This is a genomic window from Acetobacter sicerae (assembly GCF_011516765.1).
In the GTDB taxonomy this organism is placed as follows: Bacteria; Pseudomonadota; Alphaproteobacteria; order Acetobacterales; family Acetobacteraceae; genus Acetobacter; species Acetobacter sicerae.
The window spans coordinates 1-25595 of sequence record NZ_JAAABN010000026.1 but is presented as its reverse complement, the minus strand read 5'-3'; the positions used below and the strand labels follow the sequence as shown (position 1 = coordinate 25595).

General features: G+C 60.1%; 28 protein-coding genes and 2 pseudogenes. 5 read left to right on the top strand and 25 right to left on the bottom strand.

Annotated features, from left to right (window positions below; all coding sequences use genetic code 11):
* Window positions 1-186 precede the first annotated feature (186 nt).
* Genes GVI59_RS16650 through GVI59_RS16635 form a run of 4 tightly spaced genes read right to left on the bottom strand, consistent with a single transcriptional unit; the run spans window position 187 to window position 2036 of the window.
* Window positions 187-1146: a Fic family protein gene (locus GVI59_RS16650; RefSeq protein ID WP_173575203.1), complete on the bottom strand. Its 960-nt coding sequence runs from the start codon at window positions 1144-1146 to the stop codon at window positions 187-189.
* A complete protein-coding gene (locus GVI59_RS16645; protein ID WP_198912173.1) occupies window positions 1061-1381 on the bottom strand; it encodes an antitoxin VbhA family protein in 321 nt (106 codons plus the stop codon). The genes GVI59_RS16650 and GVI59_RS16645 overlap by 86 nt, the downstream gene beginning before the upstream one ends.
* Window positions 1378-1629, bottom strand: coding sequence for a hypothetical protein (locus GVI59_RS16640; protein WP_173575202.1), 252 nt, complete (start codon window positions 1627-1629; stop codon window positions 1378-1380). The genes GVI59_RS16645 and GVI59_RS16640 overlap by 4 nt, the downstream gene beginning before the upstream one ends.
* A gap of 59 nt (window positions 1630-1688) precedes the next feature.
* Window positions 1689-2036: a single-stranded DNA-binding protein gene (locus tag GVI59_RS16635; RefSeq protein WP_173575201.1), complete on the bottom strand. Its 348-nt coding sequence runs from the start codon at window positions 2034-2036 to the stop codon at window positions 1689-1691.
* 343 nt (window positions 2037-2379) lie between these two features.
* Between GVI59_RS16635 and GVI59_RS16630 the strand changes: the two genes are divergently transcribed.
* A complete protein-coding gene (locus GVI59_RS16630) occupies window positions 2380-2886 on the top strand; it encodes a hypothetical protein (RefSeq protein WP_173575200.1) in 507 nt (168 codons plus the stop codon).
* A 13-nt stretch (window positions 2887-2899) separates the two neighbouring features.
* On the opposite strand, the pseudogene GVI59_RS16625 reads toward GVI59_RS16630, so the two are convergent.
* From GVI59_RS16625 to GVI59_RS16570, 12 genes and pseudogenes are all read right to left on the bottom strand, one after another.
* Window positions 2900-3651: pseudogene (locus GVI59_RS16625) on the bottom strand (IS5 family transposase).
* Between the two features lie 47 nt (window positions 3652-3698).
* Window positions 3699-4205 (bottom strand): hypothetical protein, encoded by a 507-nt coding sequence (locus GVI59_RS16620; protein WP_173575199.1) that lies wholly within the window; start codon window positions 4203-4205, stop codon window positions 3699-3701.
* On the bottom strand, window positions 4202-4591 hold the full coding sequence (locus GVI59_RS16615) for a hypothetical protein (RefSeq protein WP_173575198.1): 390 nt from the start codon (window positions 4589-4591) through the stop codon (window positions 4202-4204). The genes GVI59_RS16620 and GVI59_RS16615 overlap by 4 nt, the downstream gene beginning before the upstream one ends.
* Before the next feature lie 63 nt (window positions 4592-4654).
* Window positions 4655-4810, bottom strand: a complete 156-nt coding sequence (locus tag GVI59_RS16610; protein WP_173575197.1) for a hypothetical protein — start codon at window positions 4808-4810, stop codon at window positions 4655-4657.
* A 173-nt stretch (window positions 4811-4983) separates the two neighbouring features.
* On the bottom strand, window positions 4984-5328 hold the full coding sequence (locus GVI59_RS16605) for a DUF5983 family protein (protein WP_173575196.1): 345 nt from the start codon (window positions 5326-5328) through the stop codon (window positions 4984-4986).
* 122 nt (window positions 5329-5450) lie between these two features.
* A complete protein-coding gene (locus tag GVI59_RS16600; protein ID WP_338422115.1) occupies window positions 5451-6425 on the bottom strand; it encodes a phosphoadenosine phosphosulfate reductase domain-containing protein in 975 nt (324 codons plus the stop codon).
* Window positions 6422-6790 (bottom strand): hypothetical protein, encoded by a 369-nt coding sequence (locus tag GVI59_RS16595; protein ID WP_173575194.1) that lies wholly within the window; start codon window positions 6788-6790, stop codon window positions 6422-6424. The genes GVI59_RS16600 and GVI59_RS16595 overlap by 4 nt, the downstream gene beginning before the upstream one ends.
* A 155-nt stretch (window positions 6791-6945) precedes the next feature.
* A complete protein-coding gene (locus GVI59_RS16590; RefSeq protein WP_173575193.1) occupies window positions 6946-7368 on the bottom strand; it encodes a hypothetical protein in 423 nt (140 codons plus the stop codon).
* Window positions 7361-7699 (bottom strand): hypothetical protein, encoded by a 339-nt coding sequence (locus tag GVI59_RS16585; protein ID WP_173575192.1) that lies wholly within the window; start codon window positions 7697-7699, stop codon window positions 7361-7363. The genes GVI59_RS16590 and GVI59_RS16585 overlap by 8 nt, the downstream gene beginning before the upstream one ends.
* A 13-nt stretch (window positions 7700-7712) precedes the next feature.
* Window positions 7713-8321, bottom strand: coding sequence for a hypothetical protein (locus GVI59_RS16580; protein ID WP_173575191.1), 609 nt, complete (start codon window positions 8319-8321; stop codon window positions 7713-7715).
* Window positions 8322-8401: 80 nt separating this feature from the next.
* Window positions 8402-8707, bottom strand: a complete 306-nt coding sequence (locus GVI59_RS16575; RefSeq protein ID WP_173575190.1) for a hypothetical protein — start codon at window positions 8705-8707, stop codon at window positions 8402-8404.
* Window positions 8708-8753: 46 nt separating this feature from the next.
* Entirely contained in the window at window positions 8754-9452 is a 699-nt protein-coding gene (locus GVI59_RS16570; RefSeq protein ID WP_173575189.1) for an LPD29 domain-containing protein, read from the bottom strand.
* Window positions 9453-9504: 52 nt separating this feature from the next.
* Here GVI59_RS16570 and GVI59_RS16565 point away from each other — a divergent pair, with 52 nt between their 5' ends.
* Window positions 9505-9816, top strand: a complete 312-nt coding sequence (locus GVI59_RS16565; RefSeq protein WP_173575188.1) for a hypothetical protein — start codon at window positions 9505-9507, stop codon at window positions 9814-9816.
* A gap of 328 nt (window positions 9817-10144) precedes the next feature.
* On the opposite strand, the gene GVI59_RS16560 is transcribed toward GVI59_RS16565, so the two are convergent.
* The 6 genes from GVI59_RS16560 to GVI59_RS16535 form a co-directional block, all read right to left on the bottom strand.
* Entirely contained in the window at window positions 10145-12067 is a 1923-nt protein-coding gene (locus GVI59_RS16560) for a ParB N-terminal domain-containing protein (protein WP_194299169.1), read from the bottom strand.
* 201 nt (window positions 12068-12268) lie between these two features.
* Window positions 12269-12934: a hypothetical protein gene (locus GVI59_RS16555; protein ID WP_173575186.1), complete on the bottom strand. Its 666-nt coding sequence runs from the start codon at window positions 12932-12934 to the stop codon at window positions 12269-12271.
* 47 nt (window positions 12935-12981) lie between these two features.
* Window positions 12982-13524, bottom strand: coding sequence for a hypothetical protein (locus GVI59_RS16550; RefSeq protein ID WP_173575185.1), 543 nt, complete (start codon window positions 13522-13524; stop codon window positions 12982-12984).
* Window positions 13517-13696, bottom strand: a complete 180-nt coding sequence (locus GVI59_RS16545) for a hypothetical protein (protein WP_173575184.1) — start codon at window positions 13694-13696, stop codon at window positions 13517-13519. Before GVI59_RS16545 ends, GVI59_RS16550 begins: the two co-directional genes overlap by 8 nt.
* A 172-nt stretch (window positions 13697-13868) precedes the next feature.
* Window positions 13869-18989: a lactate dehydrogenase gene (locus GVI59_RS16540; protein ID WP_173575183.1), complete on the bottom strand. Its 5121-nt coding sequence runs from the start codon at window positions 18987-18989 to the stop codon at window positions 13869-13871.
* A 120-nt stretch (window positions 18990-19109) separates the two neighbouring features.
* Window positions 19110-19265 (bottom strand): hypothetical protein, encoded by a 156-nt coding sequence (locus GVI59_RS16535; RefSeq protein ID WP_173575182.1) that lies wholly within the window; start codon window positions 19263-19265, stop codon window positions 19110-19112.
* Window positions 19266-19550: 285 nt separating this feature from the next.
* Between GVI59_RS16535 and repA the strand changes: the two genes are divergently transcribed.
* Together repA and repB are read left to right on the top strand one after the other, a co-directional pair.
* Entirely contained in the window at window positions 19551-20753 is a 1203-nt protein-coding gene (gene repA / locus GVI59_RS16530) for a plasmid partitioning protein RepA (protein WP_173575181.1), read from the top strand.
* A gap of 52 nt (window positions 20754-20805) precedes the next feature.
* Window positions 20806-21816: a plasmid partitioning protein RepB gene (repB, locus tag GVI59_RS16525; protein WP_173575180.1), complete on the top strand. Its 1011-nt coding sequence runs from the start codon at window positions 20806-20808 to the stop codon at window positions 21814-21816.
* Here the strand turns inward: repB and GVI59_RS16520 are convergent.
* From GVI59_RS16520 to GVI59_RS16510, 3 genes are all read right to left on the bottom strand, one after another.
* Window positions 21810-22826: a replication protein RepA gene (locus GVI59_RS16520; RefSeq protein WP_173575179.1), complete on the bottom strand. Its 1017-nt coding sequence runs from the start codon at window positions 22824-22826 to the stop codon at window positions 21810-21812. The genes repB and GVI59_RS16520 overlap by 7 nt on opposite strands.
* 519 nt (window positions 22827-23345) lie before the next feature.
* Window positions 23346-24857: a tyrosine-type recombinase/integrase gene (locus tag GVI59_RS16515; protein ID WP_173575178.1), complete on the bottom strand. Its 1512-nt coding sequence runs from the start codon at window positions 24855-24857 to the stop codon at window positions 23346-23348.
* A 13-nt stretch (window positions 24858-24870) separates the two neighbouring features.
* Window positions 24871-25371, bottom strand: coding sequence for a hypothetical protein (locus GVI59_RS16510; RefSeq protein ID WP_173575177.1), 501 nt, complete (start codon window positions 25369-25371; stop codon window positions 24871-24873).
* Between the two features lie 125 nt (window positions 25372-25496).
* Between GVI59_RS16510 and GVI59_RS16505 the strand changes: the two are divergent.
* A pseudogene (locus tag GVI59_RS16505) lies at window positions 25497-25595 on the top strand (IS481 family transposase); the annotation flags it as partial.

Genomic DNA, 25595 nt, shown 5'->3' with positions numbered 1-25595 from the left:
GATCTCTTGGCCCACGTCTCTCCGCTCGGATGGGAGCACATCAATCTCACCGGAGAATATCGCTGGCCAAAGCCTTAACGTAGGATTTCGCCCCCTCCCGCAAACGACCCCAACGAGGTCACATCATGCAGACGCTTCGTGCGACTGAACGCACGATCATGGATAAAAATGTATTTTTTCGTCTGCCTAAAAACCGGGGCCTGGCGACCGGTCCGAAGGTTTCGGCACTGACGGCCCGGGGCTTTCATGCCTCTCGGGTGACGGCGCTTTTTCAGGTGCTACACCAGAAGGCTCCTGCCTGACCTCTGTTGCGGGCTTGCGAAAGAAGGAATCCACGATCCGGCCAAAGACGCTCCGGCCACTCTGGATCTCGGGCGTTGCCTGCGGTGTCGGCTCCAGCCGGGTAAGGCCGGCTGAGATGATCGCTCCGAGATCGCGTTTGCCCTGAAGCTCGCGCAGCTGAGTAAGCGTCTGGAAGGCCATATAGCCCATACCCTCGTCCTCGAGCGCGCGGGCCTCGGTCATGCCGGGAAAAGCCCGCTCGATGACCGCCACATCGCGCGCCACATAAAGCTGGTTTCGGCTTTCCTGCGTCACACCTGTGCGTGTCCAGTCGAGGTCGAATCCCGCCTTGCGGGCGACGGAGCGCACAAAACTGCGAAGCGTCCGGCTATTGCCCTCTTCGAAAACGTGAGCATAGTCGAGATCCGCATAGAGATCCGCCAGCCGGTTTCCGGCTTCACGAAGACTGAGACCAGCAAGTTCCTTGACGCCACCAAGCTGATGGAACGTCTCAAGAGCTTCGCTGGCCTTCTGACCGACATGCTGCGTTGCATACATCACATCATACTGGACGTCCGTGCCCTCAAGAGTGCGTGGCTTCATCCAGATCCGGCTGTCTCCACGCACCTGCCCCGGACTGACCTTCTGAACAGCGCCGGGATAATGGTCGAAGTCCTGAAAGATGTAGGCGTGCGTTTTCTTGAGATGATCGAGATCGAATGACCCTGTGAGGGGCTTGCGTTCGAGTTCAGTGATACGGACCCGCGAGAGGAGACCGTCAAGAGACAGACGAGATCCGCTCTGCAGCGAGACGGGCGTATTCGGCGCGACAGAGTCTGAAGATTTCTTCTCGGTATTCGTCATCGTCCAGCTCGCCTTCGATGAAGCGGCGGTCGATGGCGCGCACTTCATCCGTGATTGTGAAACCCTCGAGTGCGATGCTTCCCGTCGCCTGCCGGATGGCCTCGGCGCGGCGCGCGCGCTCTGTATCGGTGATCGGCGTGTGTCTGGTCATGGCGGCACCTCGATTGATGAGATACCCGACCATACCAGAGAGTTTTCGCCCTGTCGTGTGTGAGCCCAGCGAAAGCGTGCTCATGCCCGTAGAGTCCGGCGTGGCGTATCACGCTCTGCCAAGTCGCGCAGACGGCTCTCAAACAGCTTGTCCGAACGACGACGCCGCACTTCGTGGGCCGTGCGGCGCAGACGGGCGCGCGCATGATCGGAGAGTTCGGGAAGAACGAGGTTGCCCTCGATATGCAAGGCTTCGCCTTCCAGATGACGGGCCAGGGCGCGGGCCTGTAGGCGCGCGACCGGGGCACCCGAAAAGGATGAGGATAACATCATGATCTTTACTCCATCGGAGAATGAAGGGAGAGCGCGTGTGCCACGCTCTCCCGTAAGCATCAGAGAATGTGAAGCTCACAGTTCTCGGGTTCGATCGTCACATCCGTGACCACACCGCGTGTCAGACCATTCTCGACAATCATGCGTGAGCGCGCACGGCCCTCGAGATAAATCCGTGTGCCTACGTGGCAGCGCTTCTCGAGCGCCCGCAACGCATGCGCCTTGGTGCAGACGACGTAGTGCCAACCCAGCGCGTCAGCACCCGGCGACGGCTCGCTGTCTGCCCAGTTCCAATGTGTGCACAACCAGAAACGCGCAGCGGTCTTTTCTCCGCCCGCCCCGCTCTCGAATTCTGGAGGCTGTGCGATGAATCCCACGAGGATGATGCGATTTACGACGTCCGACATGGCCGTCTCCCTGTGTCTTTACCAACAGGGTGAGGCCCGATGCCGCACCGTCTGTCGGTAGCGGTCAGGCGGACAGGGCCATCAGGCGGCAGGCGCACTCCCTCGATCCGGCATGGTGCGGAAGCCGCTTGCGGCTTCACGGTGCCGGAGCGACCGCAGGCTTGGGGATTGCGCGTGACGACGGACCTGTCAGACCGCGACAACCGACAGGCGGTTCGGCAGCGGGTCTTTCTTGATCTTTCTCCTTCGTTTTTCTGTTATTTTTCCTTCATTTCCCCATGTCTTCGGTTGTACAGATGCGCGATTTCTTCTAGAATCACCGGGTATTTCAGGAGGAACGGACGTGGCTGTTGTCACCGTGTCGCAAGATCGCGTGATTCTGCTGGCGGATTTCCATCCCGAGCTGGCTACGCAATGCCGACGTTTCAAAGGTCGCTGGCAGGGCAAAACCGTCGGCTGGACCTTCCTCGCCGACCATGAAGAGAATGTGCGGGGGATCTGTCGCACACTCTATGGCGTGGACGGGACACCCGAGGCGTGGGCCGATCAGTGCAACGTCCATGTCCAGGTCGAGGAGCGTGACATTCGCGCCCCCGTCTGGCGACAGTTCAATGCCGACATTTTTCTGGGCGGCCGCCATATTGCAGGCGTGTTCGGCCCACGTCAGGCGCTTCGGACCGGCAAAGGCGTGAAGTTCCTCGAAGGCGAGCCATGCTGTGCGATCGAGCGTGGAGCCTACCGTCTGGCCGTGCCGGACGGCGCGCTGATCGAAATCCGCAAATATCCATGCGCAGCACTGGCCTTCCTCAGTGCGGCGCTAACCGGTCACGGCACACTGAGCCTCGCCTAAGGTTTGTGGGGATTCATCGTGAGTGTATAACGGCTGCGGCGAGATAGATGATGGCGCTGAAGCTTTTGTCCGTTTTGTCGGCACGCATGGCGATGCGTTTGAATTCCTTGAGTTTACAGAAGAAGTTCTCGATCAGATGCCGCCATTTATACATTTCGCGATCCAGCGGCAGCGGCCTTGAACGCCTTGGGTGCTGGGAAATGACGACTGTGGCGCCCCTTTCATTGAGTTCAGCGATGATGGTGTTGCTGTCGAACGCCTTGTCGGCGATGAAAGCGTCGAATTCGAGGCCGTCAATCAACGGTGGCACGTCTACGCTGTCGAAGCGCTGGCCGGGCATCAGGCGGAAACGCACGAGATTACCCAAGGCATCTGTCAGCGCGAGAATCTTCGTCGTCATGCCGCCTTTCGAGCGGCCTATGGCCTGGCTCTGAGTCCCCCTTTTGCCCCCTGACCGTGGCGGTGAACTTTTACGATCGTTGCATCGACCATGGCATATTCCATGTCCGGATCACCGGAAAGAGCATCGAAAATCCGTTTGAAAACATCGGCATTGCGCCAGTCGCTGAAGCGACGGAAAGCGGTGCTCCAGTTGCCGAACAGGGCCGGCAGATCTCGCCACGGACTGCCCGTCCGGACAATCCACAGCACCGCTTCCATGAAAAGACGGTTGTCCCGACCGCTCCGTCCCGGATCAGTGGGCTTGCCAAGGCAGTGGGGCTCAATCAATGCCCATTGGGCGTCTGTCAGCACAAAGCGTTCCATCCGAAACTTGAATCATAACCCAAGCCTCATGTGAATCCCCACAAACCTTAGAACAGTCCCAGTTGTGTTCCTGGTCTGGCGACAGGCATTTCGACACTGGCGATACCGTGCTTCTTCATCAATGTGGCAAGCAGGGTACGTTCCGCGGTCTCCTTTGCCGCGATGGCGCGACTCTCCCAGGCTCTTACCAGAAGACTGTCCCGCACCCGCAGGCCGATCTCGCGCTCAACGTCCGACCATGTGAAAGCCGGGTCGCCCCAGCAGGGATACTCGACAATATTCTTCAGGAATCTGTGCCGGGTGTCCGCATCCTCAAACCAGACCGATCTGAAACCTGAAACATTGTAATGAGCGATGTTCCCCCACATCAGGCTGACCCGCTCATACAGCGCTTTGGTGAACTTTTCAGCGGGCATTCCCTGCGCGATAAAACGCAGGATCACGTTGCCAATTCTGGCCTTGTCGGCCGCACTACTCCATTGGGTCGGCGTGAACTGATCCGCCACGAGGGGCGGCGAGCGCACACGCTCGCACAGGATCGGGGCCGCGCTCATGCCGCCTGTCTCCGGTTGCGATACCAGTTATGGAACCGCGCGACATCGGGAAGATCCGGGTAGCGGCCCCCACCCTGCCCTTCGTCTTCGAGCTGCGCCAGCATGCGTACCGACACGCAGGAGCGTCGGGTGTTCGCAAGGCAGCGGATCAGCGCGAGATGCGAGCGTCCGCTCACATAACGATCCTCCCAGAATCCCGTGATCGGATTGCGCACGGCTGCGGCGAGCGTGCCATTGCAGAAACCCTCCACAATCCACGGCACCGTGCGATAGGGACGACCGGGGCGCGGGCTGGGAAAGCGGAAGATCGAACCCAGCGCGATCGTGCCGACACGCAGCGGGTTGTGGCCGCCCTGAAAGGGCGAGGTATGATACTGACGCAACATCAGAACTCTCCTGAAACACAAAGACCGCCTCGTGGGCGGTCGAAAGGAACGACTGGTCAGGTCTCACAGAAGACTGAGGAGATCGTCGATATCGGGCAGGAAGAAGCCCGGTCCCACGATCAGGACTGTGATCAACCCCATGAAAAGCATGAACCCCGTGACGGCCACGATGATTTCTCTCGCGTCGTCGCGTGTGATCGGAAAGTTGCGCCTGGACATGGTTCGGATCCTTTATTTTCTCTGGACCCTTCCCGCGCGACCGGGCGTTGACGACCAATGCAAAGCCGACGCATCGCGTCGGCACCGCAGGCGCGCGCAGCGCGGCGAGGAGCCACGCTTTGCATTGGACGGTAACGTCTGGTGCGGCCTTCGCCTGCCTTTTCCCGTATCTGTCAGTCCCGCCATTGCACCGGAAAACGCTCGTCGATGTTTCCGTCGCGGTCGAACAGCACCCAATCGCATCCCGCCTCCTTCGCGTAGGCAAGAATGGCGTAGAGACCCGGCGAGGCGTCGTCGTGAATGCTCGCCAGTTCGTCGGGCACCGACACCAGCCAGCCATGGGGACCGGAGAGACAGGGCATTGAGCCGTTCTGTCCCTGTGTTGCGAGATATTCTTCGAATTCCAGGGTGTCACCACGCTCCAGATGGGCCGTGCTCAGATCGAGCACACGCCGCATGTTACGCGGCTGACGGGCAATCGGGAGAGACACAACGGTGGCTGTGGCGGTATCAGACATGACAGGCTCCTTTGAGCGTGGTAGTGAGAACTCAGCGCCACATAGTCCGCGTAGTTTGTGCGACTGTGCAGCGCGTTCTCTGGAAAAATTGGCGGCGGCGACGGACAGTGTGTCTGAAACTGTCACACCGGGCCGGCATTCTCGCCGAACGCGCCCGTAGGCATCTGCCAGCGTGACGGCGCGCAGAGCACCGGGCCACGCCAGCGGGGCGAGAGCGCCCGACGCACCAGATCCGGCCTTGCCAGCACGGGTGCAAACACCTCGCCGGTAGCCGCAAGTGCCGGGAGATCACGGTCGCGGCGGATCGTGCAGCCAAACTCACGCTCCCATGCCATCAGCCGGGCAAACCGTGCGGGGTCCATGTAGCGCAGGGTCGCCGCCTGATCGGCCGACATAAAAATACACGTCAGGCACGACAGCCGTCCGAAGCCAAGCCGATAGGGTAGCGGCGCAATCACCCCGTGACGGCGCAGGCAATCCCACACCTGAGCCTCGTCCCAGGCGTGAACAGGTCGCCAGTGATCGACGTGTCGCCGCACACGACCGTCACGAAGATCCGAGCGATGCGGCTCGAAAGACGCATATCGGGCACGGTTCGATGATTCCTCGGCGCGTTCTCCCGTGATGAACAGGGTCCGGCTGTTCTGGAACCGGGCCTGATTCCGCAAGACCGTGTCGGCGACCATGATCTTGGCGTACGGCGAACACCAGCGCACTGACAGGTTTGCCGACACCTGCGGGAAACGTCGCCGTGTATTGCGCGGGCCGCGTCCGCCGACCGTTACGCGCCCCTCGGGTGCTTCGAACCAGACCGGTGCGGTAGGCGCGTCCTCGCGCAGCATCTCGCGCACGATCCCGCCCTGACGGGCCGAAAAATACAGGGTTACGCACAGAGCGGCGGCGAGCTGGCGTCCGTAGTCGGTCACGTGCGGCCAGTCGAAAATGTCGGCTCCGTCATCGACCAGGTGATGCCACCATTCGATACGCTCTGGTGGCACGCCACATTCGAGAAGATGCAGCGTGCTGGCCAGTGAATCCTTGCCGAAGGAACAGGCGACGATGATGTGCTCGTAGCTGGCCAGATCCGGCGTGCTCACAGCACCCGACTCACGGGCGCGCCCGTCAGCACCGGCAGCATGTGCGGCAACGGCGTTCCGGACAGCCGCAGCGGCTTGGTATGCCGACCGTCCCACGTCAGACGTTCGCATGGCCGCAACAGACCGGCCGCTTCAGCCGCGCGGTCGCGCTTGATGCAGACCGTCTCGTTGCCGCCCGCCCGACGCTGGCATGGCTCGCCAGCATCCGCGCCACAGCCGGCGCAGGGAAGTGTGAGGGCCGGGTCGCCGTTCTCCCACTCCATGCCGCACCGATGACATTGCACTGGCTCGGATGTGCAGATCCAGCGTGTGGGCCTGCGGACGGTGACGCTGCGGGAACGGATGGATGAGGCTGCGTATGCCATGGAAACATTCTCCTCTCTGAATGCTTCCAAGCGAACCGGGGGCGACCGGCCGGGTCACGCGCGGCGCCTGCGCCGGCACCGCAAAGCGCGCGCCAGCGCGGTGCGGAGCCACCGCTTGACGCGGTCGGGCGTCTCTGGTCGCCCCCATCCCTGCCTTACCCTTCTTCCTGTCTTTCCTCCTGCAGCTGCTCCAGACGACGCAGAAGCCAGCGACAGGCACTGTGTGCTTCTAGCCGGGCAGGATCCGCCAGGACCTGCTCCATCACACCGACCAGTGTGTCGGTGTCAGCCGGACCCGGCTCAAACCACACACTTCCGCCGAACGTCCCGATCTCCTCATCTGTGGCAGGATTTTCCACCCGCGCCACAATCTCGCCATGCACAACGTCATCGCAGTCGAGCCAAGCTTCACGACCGTCGGGAAGCACGACGGCACGCGCCCCGCAGCTTTCAACATCGTCAGCGGCCGCATCGAGCACAATGCGGGCTGCCTCTTCGGCGCAGGTCGCCTCGATCAGGAAGGCCGCACTGTCGGACAGGACGGAACGCTCGATGATCCGCACGCGATATTCAGCCATTCGCGATCTCCTCCACCAGCTCGTAGTCACTCAGCGTCGTCGCACCCGTCCATGGGTCGAGGCGGGTAATCATCTCCTTGCCGCAGACGTCGCCTGCGAACCCGTGGCGACGAAGATATGCCAGATGCTTGCGGCTGATTCTGGGAAGAGCGGTACGTGCGGTGAAATCCGCGAGAGCCGCCGTGACATCCGAATAGGGACCGTGCCAGTCCCGGGCGTTGACTGGATAGATCTCAGGCGTGCGAAGCAGAACGGTGCCATCGGGACGCTCGCAGGTTTCGACAACGTGGCGACCGACGTTGCTGCGCGTGATTGAGGGCAGGTCTTTCATTTCACTCCCTCCTTCATGCGTTCTCGGGCTGAAGCGCAAAGGCTTCCACCACGTCGTAGGGATGCTCATGGGCGTCATATCCGACACGCAGCGTGCCGGCGCGGGCGAAGTCCAGCACCATCCGCCTGCCGTGAGTTCTGCGCTGCACGGCGGCATTGGCGGCACGTAGCCAACCGTAAAACCCCAGATGGCCCTGCGCCGGTTCCACAAACTCATCGACGTGGGTTTCCCGCCAGAAAGGCGGCTGCCCGTCGATCTGGAATGGTGTCTCGGCGCTGCCCCACATCCTTACGCCCGGCTGGTCATCGCCGTGTTCCGGCTCGGGATAGATCACGTGTGTCCAGCGCTCGAGATTGAGCTGCTGGTGGCGCCGTGCGGTCTCAAACCCCGGGGGTTTACGGACACCACGCTCGCAGCCGATAAAAATGCCAAACGAGCGCCGAGGCGCGTGATGGCTGACCTTCTCGCCGTATTCCTGGACCTTGTGGGCAATGTCGGGAAGGGTGTCGGCAACGATGGTGACGGGCTGATCGAGTTCGGTCTCGCCTGCGCTTTTGAGGATCGCACCGTGCGCCAGCACAAGGCGATAGACTGGCAGAGCGGAGAGTGTGAAACGCGGCATGTCAGATCTCCGGACATGAAAAAGCCGCCTCGGGGGCGGCGTTACAGGGAATACGGAAACAGAGGAGACGGCGGGCACCGTCAGAAGTCGGTGAACCCCTCCTCCTCAAGGGCCTCACGCACAACGTCCTCGGGCGGCTCCTGCGCCTCGTAGGACTCCCGCCAGCACCGGTCCGGAAGATCGAAGATGCCGACACAGGCGGCACGGATGCAGATACGGTTGGCTACGCGCAGGTAGCCGTAAAATCCGAGATGACCGGCCGCGTATTCAGCGGTGGTGGAACAGGCGGACATCTCCGTGATGGCAACCCTCCCGTCTCGCTGGAAAGGCGTGTGCTCGCTCCCCCAGCTCAGGACAGGCGGTTCACGGGTCAGGCTTGCGGACATGAAAACTCTCCTTTGGAAAAACAGACTGTTTGAAGGATTGGCCCGCTCAGCCCGGGATCGGCTCGTCCGCAGGGGGACAGAGGCTGATGTAATCAGCGTGACCGAACACCTTGTTCCAGGGCGTAGTCACGGTGGTTCTGCAGTCGTTCATCAGATCGTATCCGGATCCTATGAACCGGTCGGTGACCTCTTTGACCTTGGATTCCGCAGGACCGCTCTCCCAGCTCACGATCAGACTGCCGTAATGCTGCTTGCGGATCCGGAAGCGGGTCTTCGGCCAGCGCTTTTTCAGCAGCACGCGCAGATTGGCCGCCGCCAACGTACCGCTTCCCTCATCACCCTGTTTGAGATGTGCGAGATCCGGATCGGCGCGCAGGCGCTCCACCTCGGCGTCGAACGCAGCCTTTGCTTCGGCTTTCTCGCGAGCCTTTTCCGCAGCCATCTCTTCGGCCTGCGTTACCAGCCGTTCCAGTTCATCCGCATCGGCGAACCCGTCCTCACGCGCATACACGGTCCACTGTACGCCGCGCAGGATCGCCTCGGGAAGACGCAGACTGCGCTGTCCCGTGAGAAACACGATGTCAAAGCTGGCTGAGCCACCCGTCATGATGCTGCGCCCTGCCAGCGACCGGACGGGTGTTTTCCCGACTTCGCCATACACGGCGGTCACGTAACCGCGTCCCCGGTTGTAGAGGATCGTGGAAACCATGGTGCCCACCATCACGGGATTTTCGGAAATCGACATTCTCTGCTCCTCTCATCATCTTTCCTGATGCTTCTGGAGCGGGCACGGGCCGGTGGCTGGAGCAAACGCGGCGCGTAGCGCCGGGATCGGAGCCACGCGCAGGCCGCTGCGCGGGCGAGCATGGCGAGAACCCACCGTTTGTGGAGGACGCCGGACTGTGGCGCCCCCTTCCCTCCCTGCTTTTCTTCGTCCTTTGCTTTCCTGCTCTGCTGATCTTTCCAGAACAGCCTGTCCCGGAAAGCCGGACCTGTCCGTGTGCGGAAAGACAAAAAAGGGGCGACACACGGATGTGCATCGCCCCTTGAAAATCGTGGTCGGTATGCCCTACTCTGAAGCCGAGTTGGGGGGCTACCCGGAAAAGTAAACCCCCCGCCTCGGTGTTAGGAAGCGACTATTCGGATAGGCTCTTCAGGACGGCTCCAACCGCCTGAAGGGCCTTCTTCGTTTTACGAAGAACCCGCTTTAGCCACTTCCGGTCCACCACGATCACGACGATCATGGTTTTCCCTTCACAGTAAGGCCAGACGCTGCGGCCCCCGAAGCGCCATGGCCGACCACGATTGATGGGGGCCGCGACACCGCGCGCATGGTCTCACGCGATGTTTCGCCGCTCCGGCTCATCAGGCGGCCCCCGGGATGTTCTGATAGCATGTCATGGACGGGCGCACAGCCCGTCCTGGCCATGGTCGCGGCTACACCGTCACGACTTCGAAGTGATCGGGCATGGCGCGGGCCAGTTCGGTCAGCTCGCGCGGAATACGCGGATCGGCCTGGCATTCCGAAACGGGCGCTGCCGGGATGGCTGAACTGCCTTCGTCCGCATCCGGGCTATCGGCAGGCCCTATCAATTCGACCGGTGCGCGATCGTCGCTCTCCTCCTCATCGACCACCTCTTCCTCTTCAGTGTCGTCCACTTCCACAATTTCCTCCTTCATCCGCGCTTTGAACTCCGCCCGCGCGGCCGCGTTTTTGGCCTTGCGCGCCAGTTCGGCCTTCCATGCGGGGATCGCCTCACTGAAGCCTGCGGCTTCCGGCACCCAGCGTCCCTTTCCGACATGGGCCAAAAGCGCCTCACGCATGGCCTTGCCGGTTGGTTTTTCTTCCAGCCCCTCGGCTTTCATCACCTTGGTGATGCCGGGCTTGCTATAGGTCTTGAGGAACTCCTCAAAGGCCATGTTCGGCATATGGGCGTCCGCACCAAACAGCACCCCAAGGAGCTGTGCCGGCATGCCGCTGCCGCTGTGCATACTCACGTCACAGTTCATGAAACTGCTCAGCACATCCACCGCCGCGCCGCGCAGGGTCGCGGGATCGCGCACGAGCACCCCTTCGGGGAAGACGCGGCCGACCGCCCGGTCACGCGCGGATCCGCCGCCATACGGGTCGTAGGTGTGATCGCCCTGAATCGTCACATTATTCGCGCTCAGCGCCAGCACGAACGCACCGACCAGATCCCACGGATCCACGTCCTCACGCGCAGCAGTGAGCGCCTCCCGCAGTGCCTGTGTGCGGACCTCGCCGATCAGCTTGAGTCCGGTTCCCGAAATGTCGGCACGTTCCTTCGGGGCATTCGAAACAGGAACCGTGGTGACATCGAGCGCGCCTGTCGGGTCCCCATCATCCGCGCGGGCCGGAACGAAGCGCATGTGGCCGCTTTTTATTTCAAGCGTATCCGCCCTGACCCACGAGATCGGCGTATCGCCCTCGAACGCGGTCTCCCAGTTTCCTACGCTGCGAAAACCTTCCGGGACGCTGGCGTTACCATACTCGTTGGCGGAAACAAGCCGTCCTCCTTCTGGCAACTCCTTCTGCGCCCAGAGCGTCTGCGCCTTGAACATGGCCGGATAGCTCGTGCAGTAGCGGTTGTCTTCGCCTCCCTGTGCAAACAGGTCTTCTTCCCAGACGACACCCGCCTCTTTGGCGGTCGTCTCGTCAAATGCGAAATTGCGCGCATACAGCTCGGTCTGATCGAGCGCCCGCACGAAATCGGACCAGTCGAAATACTCGAAATCCTCTGCGGTCATCAGGTAGTCGGCCGGATCGGCCTCGCCATCCCCGCTTTCCGCCCAGATCTCGCTCCATACGTCACGCTGCCGCTCGACCGGTGTGCGCGCGATCGCGTTACGCTCCTGATGCGACGGCCCTATGCCGGCGTCGATTGCGGCGATGATCGGCCCGTGCATCTTCGACAGAAGAGCCAATCCACGCAGATAACCCGGTGTGATCATGAACGTGCGACAGATTTCAGTGTCACTGGCTCCCACATTGCGAAGCTCGACGACGCCTCGCCACTGATCGGATTCCGACATGCCTTCCCGCACGACATTCTCGGCAACCGCGGCCATGGCGTGGGTTTTCTCATCGCCTTCACGCACGTAGACGTCGATCTCGGGGATTTTGGCGGCGATGCAGGCGCGCACACGACGATGTCCGGCCACAATCATCAGTCTGCCATCGTCGAGCACACGCACGCATGGCGGCTGAATCTGGCCAATCGTTTTTGTGTTAAGCGCCATCTGGTGCTCGATGCGGGGATCGACCACGCTGCGACGCGGATTGTTCGGGTTTGGAACGAGTGTTTTCGGGTCCACGCGACGAAGTTCTGCCACGGTCATCTCCTCGGTTTCTGGATAGCGAGGCTTTCTTTTTCTCTGCCTCTTGCTCTTCGCGACGGCGCAGACGGCTGGCCGGGGCAAGGGCGTGCGTCAGCACGGCCCCGGAACGGGGCGCACCCTTGCGGCGGACGGACGGCCTGTGGCGCGTCCTTCCCTTCCTTCCCTGCCCTGTCTTCTTTTTTCCGCTGACAGCGTTCGTTTTCAGAACACCAGTGCGAGCGTGCCTGTGCTCATCTGCTTTGCCAGCGGCGTTGCGTCGTATTCGTGCCCGCTGACCTCGGCACGATTGAAAATCCGCCGCTCATCGAAATGCTGCCAGGAAAACAGAAGGGCCGCGTCACGCATGTCGCGTAGAGGATACAGGGACCATTGAAGCCGGTTGCCGATCCGTTCGGGCGTCCGCCCGGAAAGACATGCGGTCAGTGCGGTCAGTTCCTTGTGCCGCCATTCGTTATCGACAGTCTGCGGATCGGGCACATTCAGCGTCACAGTGCATCCGAGATGGCGTCCGAGCGTCTCGGGTGTAACCGCCACGTCCACGACGTTACGGTAACGGCGGATAAAGGTCTCCGCCTGTGTGTCACGGCTGCCGGACAGCCGCAGGCACCCGTTCTCGCACCACGCTGCATTTTCGACGACAGTCTTCATGACCTCGTATTTCTTGCCGCTCGCCATTAGGCTCCAGTCGCGCACCCGTATTTCTACCAGGCGGTTGCCGCGATACTGCTGGGTGGTGAGATTGTTGTCGCCACCCAGCTCGAACAGCAGAAACTGATCGTCGAACAGGCGGGTTTCGGGAAAAGCGCTGCGCAGCGCGTCGATCGGAAAGCGCACGGCGACGGCATCGTAGGCGATACGATGGGACATGGTGATGATCTCCACACCAGAAATGAATTGCCGGAAAACTCGCGGATTTATCGCAGAAGAAACCAGTAGCGGTACCATTCCTGCGACGGGTCGGCGGCGTTCACGCCGTCTGCCAGATGTTGCGCCAACGGCCGGGTCGGCACAGGCTGTGAGAGCGTGTGCTGGCCGCTGCCATCGACGACGCGCCACCAACCAGCCTGCTCCCCCTCCCCGACAGGATCGTCTGTAATCTGAACGGGCACAGCGTTCAGAGGACTGACTGGCGCATCGTCTTCCACCAGAGCACAGGACTGTCCGGGGAGCGCCTTCAGGACAGCCGGAAGAAAACGTCTGCGGAGACTGGCCGCCGTCCGGTCATCGCACTCCAGCCCGCCAACCGCCCGCACCACATCGTCAAGCAGCCTGTCACGGACATCGTGGAACAGATCGTCAGGCGCGACCGACACTGACACCATGAACTCACGGCGGGCTTTCTCCTGCACATGCACGGGCAGCTGGCTCGCCGTTCCCTGAAACACCAGCACAAGCGCGTCCTCTATCGGCTCGCCACACACGGTGTCCGCAAGGGGTGCGACAGACAGATCACTCATGACCTGCCTCCCCGTCGTCGACACCCAGGGCGCGCAGACGCTGGACGTCCTCGCACGCGACAATTTCAAAATCATCCGATCTGTGACTGAACTGTCCTGACCGGACCTCTCCGACCCTCGCATGAAAATCGTCAGGCCAGACCACAATGTCATCGGGATGGGGCGCGTTCATTGTCCGATTACTCCTTTTCCTATGCCTCTCGCCGCGACACAGACGGCTGGCCGGGGCAAGGGCGCGCGTCAGCGCGGCACCGGAACGGGGCGAACCCTTGCGGCGGTCAGACGGCCTGTGGCCGCCCCCTGCCCTTCTCCTTCTCCTTCTCTGGTAATTTCTGCCCTACTTCTCAGGCCACCTCCCCGACAGGCTCTGCCGTCTGTTCCGCGCCATCGTCGTTCGCGGCCTCTTCGACCTCGTCGTCGTCCTTGCCAGAGGCTTCGAGATCGGCGTCGAGCGCCACCAGCTCGGCGAGCTTGGCCGCAAGGTCGTCCGCTTCCCTGAAGGGCAGTCCCTGCCGCGCCTGAAAGCCGGGCAGACGACGTTCGGCGTCCGCGAGACTACGACAGACCTCAGCGAGCATGCTGTCAAGGCGCAGTGCAGCGTGTTCGATCCGCGAGATCAGGCCGAGCGGTTTTGTCTCGCTGCCGGCCTCGACGTCGATGTCACCGGCAGGTGTGTCGAGGAAGATGGAAGACCGGACCTGTTCTTCAACCCTGGATGACACCAGGATGAAACGCTCGCGCGCCTCGCAGATGACATCGAAACCGGCGATACGGCCCATGCTCCAGCGGCCCTCCTTCCCCTCACGCTCGGCCAGTCTTGCCTGGGAGAGGATCCACGCACCGGCTTTCTCGCGGCTGTCGAGCACGCCCATCTCGCGATGCAGTGCGAAGGCCTCGCCCCTGGTGTCCACACGCTGCGCGATGGCGGCTTCAATTTTCGGAATACGTGCCTGCGCTTTCGCAATATCACGTTCGGCCTGCTGGACCTGACGACGGATGTTGAACTGGTCGTCGTAATGCGCGGCCTGCATGCGTTCGAGCCGGGCGATATCCGCTTCAAGACCGGCTTTCTGGATCAGGCGCATGTCGCCAGAGGCAATCGCTTTCGCCATCGCGAAGTCATTGGTCTCGCCGCTGACGTCCTCGATACGACGTATCGACCTGTCTCCCGACATTGCGAGATAGATAAAGCGCATTTTACGTTCCAGAAGCTGCCAGTTCGTTGCGTCCACCGATCCCTGCTGCGCGTAGGCGAAGATCCGGATCTCGGGATTCTGATTGCCCTGACGCTCGATGCGTCCCTCACGCTGCATGATGTCGGCCACCAGCCAGGGCACATCGAGATGGTGGAGGGCGATCAGGCGCTGCTGCGCGTTCACGCCCGTGCCCATCGTGGGGGTCGAGCCGATCAGTATCCGCTTGCGCCCCGCATTGAGATCGGCAAACAGCCGCAGCTTCGCGGCCGATTTGTCGTAATCCTGCATGAAGGCGATCTGCTCGGCGGGCACACCCATGCGGATCAGTTCGGAGCGCATCCACACATAGGCCGAGAAGCCACGCTTGCCCTGCGAGGATTCCGTGCCGAGATCGGAGAAGATCATCTGCACCGCGCCGGGCAGATCGTAGGGACGCCCTGTGTCCGGATTGGTGTAGCGATTGGCCGCAGTCTCCTGCCAGATCGCGAAAACATTGCGAATGAGCAGGTTCAGTTTCGAGCGGTTGTCATTGGCGGCCCATGGCTGGTCGAACCGCAGGTCGATCGCGCCAAACCGGGCGTCGGTCATGACGTTGAGCAGAATATCGTCGCCCTTCTGTGGCCGACCTGTGCGGTTTTCGATGGCTTTCATGCGCTGGCCGAGTTTCTTCTGGAAAGCCCTGAAGTCATCGTGGTTTTCCGCGACGACAATTTTGCGCGAACCGCCCCGGATCGTGGGTAGTTTGACGTATCGGCGAAGCTCGTCTGACTGGACCACGTCCGCGAAGTCGCGATACATCGCCATCAGGTCAGCGACGTTCACAAACTCGGTAAAGCGCGTGACCGGCTTATACTGGCCGTTGGCCTGCAGTTCGAGTTCGGTGCGGGTCTCACCGAAGTTCGCGGCCCAGGCGTCGAACTCGTGCAGGTTGCGGGCCTGCAACGCGGCGAGGTCCATGTAACGGCCGACATTCCAGAGTTCCGCAATCGTGTTTGTCACGGGCGAGCCCGACGCCATCACGAGCGGCCGGGTCGGGTCGGTCTTTGCGAGATAGCGGACCTTGGTAAACAGATCCCACGCGCGCTGTGAGCCGTTGGGATCGACGCCGCGCAGATCGGCCTGGTTCGTCGCGTAGGACAGCTTGCGGAACAGCTGCGCCTCATCGACAAGGATCTGGTCGATGCCGATCTCACCCATGTGCAACAGATCGTCCTTGCGCGAGGCCAGTCCTTCCAGCTTCGCCTCCATGCCCTCCTTCATACGCTCGAGACGTTTGCGGGAAATCTTGTCGTCCTTGTCGATGTCGCGCAGCACGGCTTCGTAAGAGCTGATCTGGTCTTCGATCATCTCGCGCTCGAAACCGGCCTCCACCGGTATGAACTTGAAAGCGTCGTGCGTGATGACGATCGCGTCCCAGTTCTCCGTGGCCGCACGGGCGATGAAACGCTGGCGTTTCGCCTTCACGAAGTTGGTCTCGTCAGCGACCAGGATGCGCGCGGTCGGGTAGAGCATCAGGAACTCGCGGGCCATCTGCGCGAGGCAGTGCCCCGGCACCACGATGCACGCTTTGCTGATCAGACCGAGGCGTTTCTGCTCCATCACCGCGGCCGCCATCGAGAAGGTTTTGCCCGCCCCGACCGCGTGCGCCATGTAGGTGCGTCCGGCGGCGATGATGCGCCAGATCACCCGTTTCTGATGGACCCGCAACGTGATGGCGCTGCTTGCTCCGGGCAGACGGAGATGCGAGCCGTCAAACGCGCGTGGCACCAGGTTGTTGTAGGTGTCGTTGTAGAGTGCCACGAGACGGTCGGAGCGATCGGCGTCCTGCCAGACCCACGTCTCGAAGGCGCGCCTGATCGCCGCCAGCTTTTCCTTGGCGGCCTCGGTCTCCTGCGTGTTCAGTTCACGGCGCTCGTTACCGTTCTCGTCGCGCCAGTGATCCCAGATTTTCGGGATCGACTGGCTGAGCGCATCTTCGAGCAGCTCACCGGCATTGCGTCGGGCTGTGCCCCAGACGGACGTTGATTCCGCATTGCCGAGAAATGGCCTGCGATCCACGCTCCAGCAGGCGACGGCTGCGGAATGATGGATCGTCGTCTCGACGCCCATCACTTCCGCGACGAAGGCTGTGATGTCGCTCACCGGCACCCACGGGGCACCCAGCCGCGCAGTGATTTCCGACGGACGCAGATTGGACGGCTGCACGGCTTCAAGCGCCGTCACCGTGCGGGCGAAGCGCTCATCGCCCTGCGCGGCCTCGCGGGCGCGGGCCAGTTTGGTCCGCACCGCGCCTGACAGCATTTCGTCGGCTGTGACCCAGACGTCCCTGCCCTGCCCACTCTTCTCGGCGTTGAGATAGATGCTGTCACCCAGCTCGTTCAGCGTATCGGCCTCACTGCGTCCCAGCAGCTCGGCCATCAGCGGCACGTCCACCCGTCCGGTCTCGTGCAGCGATACCGCCAGGGCATCATGTGCGCCGTGGATCTCAGGCTCGACTGGCGCGTGGATGACTCGCTCCGAGAAGATCGGCCCCATGCGACCGGTGTCCGTCGCCTCGTCGTAGTCCTCGATCGAGGCGACCAGCCACACATCCGGATCGTCGAGAAACGGCTGGATGTTGGGGCGGCGCTGGGTCTCACGCTTCGCCCCGGTCTCGGGATCCTCGCGCACGCTGGTCCGCGTGTGATTGATTGGACCGAACTCACGCACGAAGCCGAGATAGGCATTTTTCAGCCGACGCTGCAGATCCCCGTAAGGCTGATTGTCCATCTGCGCGCGCAGCACGGCGCGGGCGCTGTCACGCACCGGCACCAGAGCCGCGATGATGCGACCGTGCTTCGCGAAGATGCCCTCTGTGGAACCCGCCTTGCGGATTGCGACCACCCGGGCCTGCCCGTCGATGATCTGATGCAGCGTGCCCTTCTCGACGAAGTAGCTGCCTTCCTTGAGGTCTGCGCCGGTCGCGGCCGTGCCGATCCGCACGCCGTCGCCTGCCGGTCGGACGATCCGGCTCTCCGCTGGTGGCAGGAACCGCACATTGGGCGCGATCCGGTTCAGGGCTTCCGGAAGCAGGACGTCGAGGCTGGTGCCCTTGCGGGGCGCACAGGTGTAACCGGGACCGAACTGCGTGGTGGTCCAGGCGTGCGTGCCGAGGACCTGCGCGGGGTTTTCGAGAAGGGTTCGGTTGACGATCAGCGGGCCGTTGCCCTCATCGCTGTCCGGCACCTCGCCGGTTGCAAGCCAGGTCTCGTCGCCCGGTGCTTCACCGATCTCGCGCTTGCGGAAGGCCAGCACGTCCACCACGACGTCTGTGCCCGCGTCATCGCGCATTGCGCCCTCGGGCAGTCTGACGGCTCCCAGCAGGTCCGCGCTCCCGGCGATGGTCTGGCGCGCGGTAGGATCGGTCTTGTCCAGCGTGTAGCGTGACGTCACGAATAGCGCGATGCCGCCCGGGCGCAGCGCCTCGATCGAGCGTGCGATAAAGAAGTCGTGCAGGCTCAGGCCCAGCTTCTCCAGACCGTCGCGGCCATGCACCGTCCGGTTGGAGAACGGCGGGTTGCCGATGGCCAGATCGTAACCCTGTGTCAGGGCGGCGCGAGTAAAGTCCTCACTGCGGATCCACTGGTTCGGATAGAGCCTGCGGGCGATGCGGGCCGACACGGAATCATTCTCGATGCCGGTAAAGGCGATCTTTCCTTCGAGCTTTTCCGGTCGGGCTGCGATGAACAGGCCGGTGCCACAACCCGGTTCGAGCACCGAGCCACCCCTGAAGCCCATCCGCAGCGCCATGTCCCACAGCGAATGCACGATCAGCTCGGGCGTATAGTGGGCATACTGTGTCGCCCGTTGCAGTCCGGCGCGCTCGCTCTCGCTGGTCAGCCGTGTCAGTTGCGAGGCGATGGCCTCCCAGCCCTTCCGCACCTCATTCCCGGTTGCCGGAAACAGACCGTTGGCCAGCTCACCGGCCCCGAAGCCTGTAAACCGCGCCAGCGCCGCCTGCTCTGCGCCTGTTGCATTGCGATCCTCGCGTTCGAGCGTTGTCAGGAGCGCGATGGCTGCGACGTTGGCTTCGGCGCGGGCCTTCCAGCCCTGGGCGAGGCCGCGCACGCCGTTGAGCCTGAAGTCACAGGCCGGGATCCGCAGGGTTTCAGCCGGGGCTGCGGGGAGTTCGGGGACTGGCTGGTCGTCATCAAGCGACCACAGGGCGGCGAGGTCGCTCGAGAGGGCGGTGGTGTCGAACAGGCTGAACTGCTGGGAAGACGCGGACATGACGCACTCCGTCCAAACGGCAGCGCCCGACGCCTCGCTCGAGGGTCGGGTTGCCAGATTGCTGGGATGACCGGGATTGGCCGTCAGGAGCGGGAAGCGGGCTGACCTTTCGGTCTCACCTCATTTCTTCTCCTTGATGCCTCCCCGGCGACCGGGCCGGAGTGGGGGATGCAGGTGCGGCGCGCAGCGCCGGGATCGGAGCCACGCGCAGGCCGCGCAGCGGGCGAGCATGGCGAGAACCCACCACTTGCAGCGCACGCCCCGGGCTGGTGCCACCTTCTGTCCTTCTGTCCTTCTGTCCTTCTGTCCTTCTGTCCTTCTGTCCTTCTGTCCTTCTGTCCTTCTGTCCTTCTGTCCTTCTGTCCTTCTGTCCTTCTGTCCTTCTGTCGCTGACTGCAGTTGACAGGTGTCAACTATCTGTCGTGTGCGTAATCGTATCCGTGAATATCGAGAGAAAAGTTCGGTTGACACGGCGGATTACGGTGATTAACTGCGGTATGCCACACAACCTTCGCCATATACCGCATGTGCCGTTATATAGCGCACGTCAAGGAATTGCCGATGAGTCTTATGACGCCACTGGAAGAAGGCATGGATGTCCTGCTTTCTGAGCAAGCAGAAATGCTTTCCACGCAGCTCCAAGCACATCGCATGGAGCTATTTCCTCCAAATGCGAAAAAGGGCTTGCGCCAGTTTCAAATTGGTGAGGTCGCCAAACTGGTTGGACTCACCCCAGCATATCTACGCAACTTGGCATTAGAGGAAAAAGGTCCAACTCCGCACGTAGGTAAGGGAGGCAGACGGAGTTACTCAGCAGAGCAAATCTTGGAGTTACGTCAGTTTTTGGCTTCGCACACCCGAAACGGGAGAAACTATTTACCAACCCGCAACAACAATGACGCTCTACAAGTAATCGCGGTTGTTAATTTCAAAGGAGGTAGCGGAAAAACCACGTCGGCTGCTCACCTCGCTCAAGGATTGGCCCTTGATGGTCTGCGTGTCCTTGCAATCGACCTCGACCCACAAGCCAGTCTGTCGGCATTGCACGGCTTCCAGCCTGAATTCGACGTACACACGAACGAAACACTCTATGGTGCCATACGGTATGACAGCGAAAGACGTCCGCTCTCTGATATCGTTCGCCATACAAATTTCCCGGGCTTGGATATCGTTCCGGGCAACATCGAACTAATGGAATTTGAGTACGAGACTCCCAAACTGCTGGCATCGTCTGATGAGGCTGGCGCTGTATTCTTCTCGCGTGTTGATGAGGCACTGCAAGAAGTGGAAGATCATTACGATGTGGTTGTAATCGACTGTCCCCCGCAGCTTGGTTATCTCACAATGTCAGCTGTATGTGCCGCAACAGGTCTCCTTATTACTGTCCATCCGCAAATGTTAGACGTCATGTCTATGTGTCAGTTTCTTATGATGATGAGCGACGTGATGACGCATCTGCGAAATGCTGGTGCGAACGTCTCATACAGTTGGGTCCGCTATCTTCTTACGCGGTTTGAACCGTCTGATGGTCCCCAGACCCAAATGGCAGCTTTTATGCGATCTCTTTTCGGTGATCATGTCCTTACGCACCCGATGCTTAAAACCACAGCCATTTCGGATGCCGCCATTACGAAACAGTCTCTTTTTGAAATCGAGAGAAAGCAGTTGACTGGATCAACGTACGATCGAGCTTTGGAATCGGTTAACGCGGTGAATGGCGAGATACGAGACCTCATATTCCGTGCGTGGGGAAGGGAAAGCTAGCACTTGTTGACAGGTGTCAACCGACCAACTGAATTATGTGAGGAAGTAGAATATGGCTCGTAACCACACCCTCGGTAAATTGCTCTCCACCCAATCCGACACACACCGCCCGGATGTAATCAAGCCATCAGGTACGTTTAGCCGAAGCGGTGCATTGGGGTCGGTAGCCCGTAGTCTCGGTGATCTCAAAGCAAAGGCAAACGAAGCAGAAAAGCTTGAGGAGAAGCTTAGGGACGGAACCCATGTAATAGAGATTGATCCGAGTATTGTTGATCCGTCATTTCTGCCTGACCGCCTTGCTGTCTCTGATGATACTTTTCAGTCCTTAAGAAGCGCTATCGCAGAACGTGGCCAGCTATCTCCAATCTTAGTTCGACCAAGCCAATCCACGTCAGGTCGCTACCAAGTTGCCTTTGGTCACAGACGGTGGAGAGCTTGTTTAGAGCTCGGCATTCCCGTGAAGGCAGTCGTGAAGGATCTGAGTGACGCAGATCTTCTGATCGCACAAGGTCAGGAGAATAGTCAGCGTACAGATCTCTCATTTCTGGAGCGAGCCCTTTTTGCAACAAAGCTTGAGGCGCAAGGGTATGGTCGCGATGTTGCGATGGCCGCGCTAGGAGTAGACAAGACTGAACTTTCTCGCCTCATTAGTGTAGCGAGAGCGCTCAGTGATGAAATTGTTGCCTTTCTAGGGCGCTGTTCGACCATCGGCCGAAAGAGATGGCTGGAGTTCGCTGATGCGTTGAAATCCCCTGGAGGACAAAAACGCTGTATTAAGTTCGTCCAAGAAACATCAGAACATTTTTCAGATGATGAAAAGCGCTTTAAAGCCGCTCTTTCCGCTGCTGTCGGGTCGAAGACGTCGCCTGCTATTGGAGTGGAGGAGGAGGCACTTCTATGGGAATCGCCCGGCAAAGATGTGCTCGTGAAAGCAGAAATTGGAATTCGCAAGGGTAAGATCGACATCCGCAGCGAGAAATCGACGGAGTTTGTTTCATTCTTGCTGGAAAAGCTTCCACAGTTGTACAGTGAATTTTCGGTACCGAAGAAAAACATTCAGTGATCGACAGGAGGAGGAGAGGGGGATAATACAACCCCTCTTTCCGTGACTTTCACTTTAGCTGCCCGATAAGCGGCCAGAGCTAGTGCCAAGGGTTCTTGGAATTCTGCTTTGAACTGTCGTAAAAGTTTGAACTCACGACCGAACTGTTTCCACAGTGCAGCCCATGACACAGGTGTTTCGTCACGCAAGGCGTGCAAGCGAAAAGCAAGCCATAAATATGCGTCAATAGCCCGTGGCGATGTTTGAATGTCTTTAATAGCAGCGCGGTCGATCAATACAGGATGACGCCGCAATTCATTATAAAACGCCTCAGAGAGCGTGATCTGTTCGATCATACGCGTTGTTCGCTTGGTGCGTGGATCCACCTCACCAACATACCTAAAACTTTCTACCAATCGTTCATTAACCACTACTCCGGCCTGATCATTCCCAAATTTGAAGTCGATCGTGCAGGTGGCTAATCGCTCAATCTGCTCCAACAGCTTGCGTGAAATAGGACCGCCGCGGCTCAAACCAAGTTTTTTGAGTAGAACCGCAGGGCTTTTCCCAAGATAAATCTCTCTGCTGCGATTTTCCAGAGCTTCAGATTGCCAGTCAATCAAGAGAAGCCGAGCAATGGCACCAGAGGGGACCGATAGATCTTCTCTTACGTCATCATCCCGCAGACGTACACCCGGCCTTACCAACAGTTGCGCGTAGTCGGTCTTTATTAGCCAATCTTCGCCCGGCTCGCGATCTTTATGTGGAAGACCGGCAAGGCACCATGCGGAGTAAGTATATCCAATTTCTCCGCCACCTTCTGCTTCTCTTACAAGTGAGGAAGAGACGGCATCTATGACTTTACGGCCTGAACGTCCGGCTATTACGTCTAATAGAGACGGACTACGTGGCGATGGACGTGTTGCTGCGTATGTTTGGGCAAACGTCAGCGCTTCGCTCGCGCCGTGGGTCTCAACGAGCCCGTGGATATTTTCAAAAAGATCATCCTGTGCGGGTACTCGATCTTTCACGTCGCTTATCCAAGCTATTCCAAGGAGATGAGAAAATGCACGGTCTTGTGAGGCTGTCGATGTGTTTGTTGCTGACGTTTGTCGCGATGTGTTCGTGTCTGACGTATTAGATCTGCCAAAGTGTTCGTTGCTGACGCAAGAGCTATTTAAGAAATATTGTTAGAAGTATATTGTTTCGTCGGCAATGAACACGTGGATAAAAAGATACCTCATTGAAAATCATCTGTTTTTTTTCGGGGTGCTTTTTTACCGTCGGCGGAGAACACATTTCGAATTGTGGATAACTGCTTGTGTTGACGCTGTGGGGCTGATGTGTCGGCAATAAACACTTGGAAAACTGAGCGAAAATAATCGTCGGCAGAAAACACAAAAGGTCAATTAGTTCCGGTTAAAGAGCGCTTAATAAGGGAATCGGATTCGAGTCGGTTTCGGCTATCCGCGGACCAGATCCGCTGTCGGCAGAAAACACAAAATGTGCACGTCAGCAACGAACACATCTTCTGTGAAAGCTCGGTGTCCTTAAAACCGCGTCTTCCCGGGATGTTTCGTAAAAGCTTCGTTTGCTTCGATGTAGGCTTCCAGCACCCGATAATCGCGATGACGGGAGAAGCGTTTGAGCGACACAAGGTCAAAACCATCCTGCGCTCCGGTAGTGATGGCGCCCCGACGCAGACTGTGCCCGCTGAAATCACCTTCAATTCCGGCCGCCTGACAACGCTGCTTGATGATCGTCGCCACAGACCAGTCTGAAAGGCTCTTTGTGCCGATTTTAGGGGGAGGGGGCGTCTCGTCGCTCTTGGCTGCTGCCGGCAACCATATTCTCGGAAACGCGGCCGTGGTGTCTTTCGCAGCATCTGCTGCCTTGGGATCGCCCGCCTCTTTATCACGCGGCTTCAGTCCTGACTGCCGTAACCACGTCTCCCACGCCCGTACCGGACAATGTCGGGTAATCCCGCGGGGGATGACGATTTCTATGCCTTCGTTTTTCTTGTCGCCTTTGGAATGAGGCAGCATGAGCCGCATGCAGTCTTCATCCAGTTTGACGTGTTCGAGCTGGATCGACGCCAGCTCGGAGCGTCGAAGCGCTCCCGCGTAGCCCAGGAGCAGAATGGCACGGTCGCGAGCATCCACCAGTGAGGTTGTCGGGATCGTGTCGACGATCTCACAGACCATTTCCCATGTCAGACCTTTTACCTGGCGGGGCATCGTCTTCTTTGAGGAGCGATGGATGCCCGCCACCGTCTCGGAGACGAGCGCGTGCATCGTCGGAATGGGGAGATGGGCGATGTGATGAAGATACCGCAGCGCCGCGCGATGGAGTTCGATGGTCGGCGGCTTACGACCACGCAACGCGAGATCCGCAAGATAGGTCGCAACGTGCTCACTGCGTGCTGGCAGGGCAGGGAGGTCATGGCGTGCTGCCCAGGCACACCAGCCCCGGATGGCAGAGCGGTAGGTGCGTCGGGTGTTGGCAGCCTTGCCTAACTGCACGAACGCTCCGACAGCGGCCTGCGACGTCTCCAGTCGCCCGTCATGCTCGGGAAGTTCGACCTCGGACAAAGCCGTGAACCAGCGAGCGACATTGGCTGGCGCCTGTCCGATCGGTGCCGGTGTCGAGACCGGACGACACTTGTCTTGTCCGGGAGGGCCGGACGCAGTTTCCCCCTGATTCAATGCGACCAGGGACGCGACAAACGCCAGTCTCTGGCGGTCCAGATCAAGAGCGACCTCGAGTTGGTAGCCATTTGGCAGGGCAGGGATGGCCGTCTCAACCAGTGTCCGCGCATTGGCAGCGTGTTCCGCGAACTCCGGGAGTTGCGTATCAGGCAGGAAACTGCCGTCGGGTAACGTGCTCCCCGCGATAAAGACGGGAAGGGGAGGGGAGAAGATGGCGGTCGAAAGAATGGGGCGCAGGACGTCGGTCGTTATGTCCGATTGGCCCAGACGCTGCCGGGTGAGGCGGTCCACCTGTTCAAGAACACGGGAACGCAGAATGGACCAGGATCCGGCGATATGGAGAGCGTCGAGCATTGCCCCATTATGTTTAGCGGGCAGGCGTAAACTTTCCATCCCCGAAAATCACCGTTTCACCTTTGATCTTCGGTGATCCGACGCCCGGACGTCCGGTGTAGCCACCGGTTGTAGCGTGCAGCACACCCCCTTTGATCTTCACCTGCACGTCCGGGCTACAGTCGCCGAACACAGGACTGAGGCGGGCAGGGGAAGTGGTGAGATCGATAGCCTGGAACTGCATCTCGCAGGCGTTGCCGCCAGCGCTCTTCGCCAGCAGAACATAACTGTGTCCCTGTCCGGTGTAGGGGCCAAGCAGACCAACAGTCTCATCGTCGGTATCATGCAGGAGCGGCTGGCCATCCATCTCGATCATGTGGTCGAGCTGTCCCGCAGAGCGCACGGCCAGATGATGCCCGGCCGCATCAAGTGCGGGGACGGGATCCGCAGCGTGGCTTGGCTGGGAGCAGCCGACCATAAGAAGCGCTCCAAAGGAGAAGGCCACCAAGAACGAAGAAGATTGTTTCTGCATCATGAAAGAGTCCTTACGGGATTGCGCTTACTTAGCTGTCAGGTTGTGAGACGTCATTGGGATGGTGTAGCGTGGGCGATGCCGCGTTACGCTCCATGGTTTTCTTCCGTTTGCAAGGAGAGCGAATGATGCTTCAGATCCACCCACAGGCCCGCACGACACCTGCCGTGCGGGCTGACATCGCCCGCTCGTTGGAACCGACATCCGTGCTCGCCAGACGCTACGGG

What these genes read in the sequence shown, in the direction of transcription:
- GVI59_RS16650 (WP_173575203.1), bottom strand. Translation starts at nt 1,146, where the DNA reads ATGACGAATACCGAGAAGAAATCTTCAGACTCTGTCGCGCCGAATACG.
- GVI59_RS16645 (WP_198912173.1), bottom strand. Translation starts at nt 1,381, where the DNA reads ATGAGCACGCTTTCGCTGGGCTCACACACGACAGGGCGAAAACTCTCT.
- GVI59_RS16640 (WP_173575202.1), bottom strand. Translation starts at nt 1,629, where the DNA reads ATGATGTTATCCTCATCCTTTTCGGGTGCCCCGGTCGCGCGCCTACAG.
- GVI59_RS16635 (WP_173575201.1), bottom strand. Translation starts at nt 2,036, where the DNA reads ATGTCGGACGTCGTAAATCGCATCATCCTCGTGGGATTCATCGCACAG.
- GVI59_RS16620 (WP_173575199.1), bottom strand. Translation starts at nt 4,205, where the DNA reads ATGAGCGCGGCCCCGATCCTGTGCGAGCGTGTGCGCTCGCCGCCCCTC.
- GVI59_RS16615 (WP_173575198.1), bottom strand. Translation starts at nt 4,591, where the DNA reads ATGTTGCGTCAGTATCATACCTCGCCCTTTCAGGGCGGCCACAACCCG.
- GVI59_RS16610 (WP_173575197.1), bottom strand. Translation starts at nt 4,810, where the DNA reads ATGTCCAGGCGCAACTTTCCGATCACACGCGACGACGCGAGAGAAATC.
- GVI59_RS16605 (WP_173575196.1), bottom strand. Translation starts at nt 5,328, where the DNA reads ATGTCTGATACCGCCACAGCCACCGTTGTGTCTCTCCCGATTGCCCGT.
- GVI59_RS16595 (WP_173575194.1), bottom strand. Translation starts at nt 6,790, where the DNA reads ATGGCATACGCAGCCTCATCCATCCGTTCCCGCAGCGTCACCGTCCGC.
- GVI59_RS16590 (WP_173575193.1), bottom strand. Translation starts at nt 7,368, where the DNA reads ATGGCTGAATATCGCGTGCGGATCATCGAGCGTTCCGTCCTGTCCGAC.
- GVI59_RS16585 (WP_173575192.1), bottom strand. Translation starts at nt 7,699, where the DNA reads ATGAAAGACCTGCCCTCAATCACGCGCAGCAACGTCGGTCGCCACGTT.
- GVI59_RS16580 (WP_173575191.1), bottom strand. Translation starts at nt 8,321, where the DNA reads ATGCCGCGTTTCACACTCTCCGCTCTGCCAGTCTATCGCCTTGTGCTG.
- GVI59_RS16575 (WP_173575190.1), bottom strand. Translation starts at nt 8,707, where the DNA reads ATGTCCGCAAGCCTGACCCGTGAACCGCCTGTCCTGAGCTGGGGGAGC.
- GVI59_RS16570 (WP_173575189.1), bottom strand. Translation starts at nt 9,452, where the DNA reads ATGTCGATTTCCGAAAATCCCGTGATGGTGGGCACCATGGTTTCCACG.
- GVI59_RS16560 (WP_194299169.1), bottom strand. Translation starts at nt 12,067, where the DNA reads ATGACCGTGGCAGAACTTCGTCGCGTGGACCCGAAAACACTCGTTCCA.
- GVI59_RS16555 (WP_173575186.1), bottom strand. Translation starts at nt 12,934, where the DNA reads ATGTCCCATCGTATCGCCTACGATGCCGTCGCCGTGCGCTTTCCGATC.
- GVI59_RS16550 (WP_173575185.1), bottom strand. Translation starts at nt 13,524, where the DNA reads ATGAGTGATCTGTCTGTCGCACCCCTTGCGGACACCGTGTGTGGCGAG.
- GVI59_RS16545 (WP_173575184.1), bottom strand. Translation starts at nt 13,696, where the DNA reads ATGAACGCGCCCCATCCCGATGACATTGTGGTCTGGCCTGACGATTTT.
- GVI59_RS16540 (WP_173575183.1), bottom strand. Translation starts at nt 18,989, where the DNA reads ATGTCCGCGTCTTCCCAGCAGTTCAGCCTGTTCGACACCACCGCCCTC.
- repA (WP_173575181.1), top strand. Translation starts at nt 19,551, where the DNA reads ATGAGTCTTATGACGCCACTGGAAGAAGGCATGGATGTCCTGCTTTCT.
- repB (WP_173575180.1), top strand. Translation starts at nt 20,806, where the DNA reads ATGGCTCGTAACCACACCCTCGGTAAATTGCTCTCCACCCAATCCGAC.
- GVI59_RS16515 (WP_173575178.1), bottom strand. Translation starts at nt 24,857, where the DNA reads ATGCTCGACGCTCTCCATATCGCCGGATCCTGGTCCATTCTGCGTTCC.
- GVI59_RS16510 (WP_173575177.1), bottom strand. Translation starts at nt 25,371, where the DNA reads ATGATGCAGAAACAATCTTCTTCGTTCTTGGTGGCCTTCTCCTTTGGA.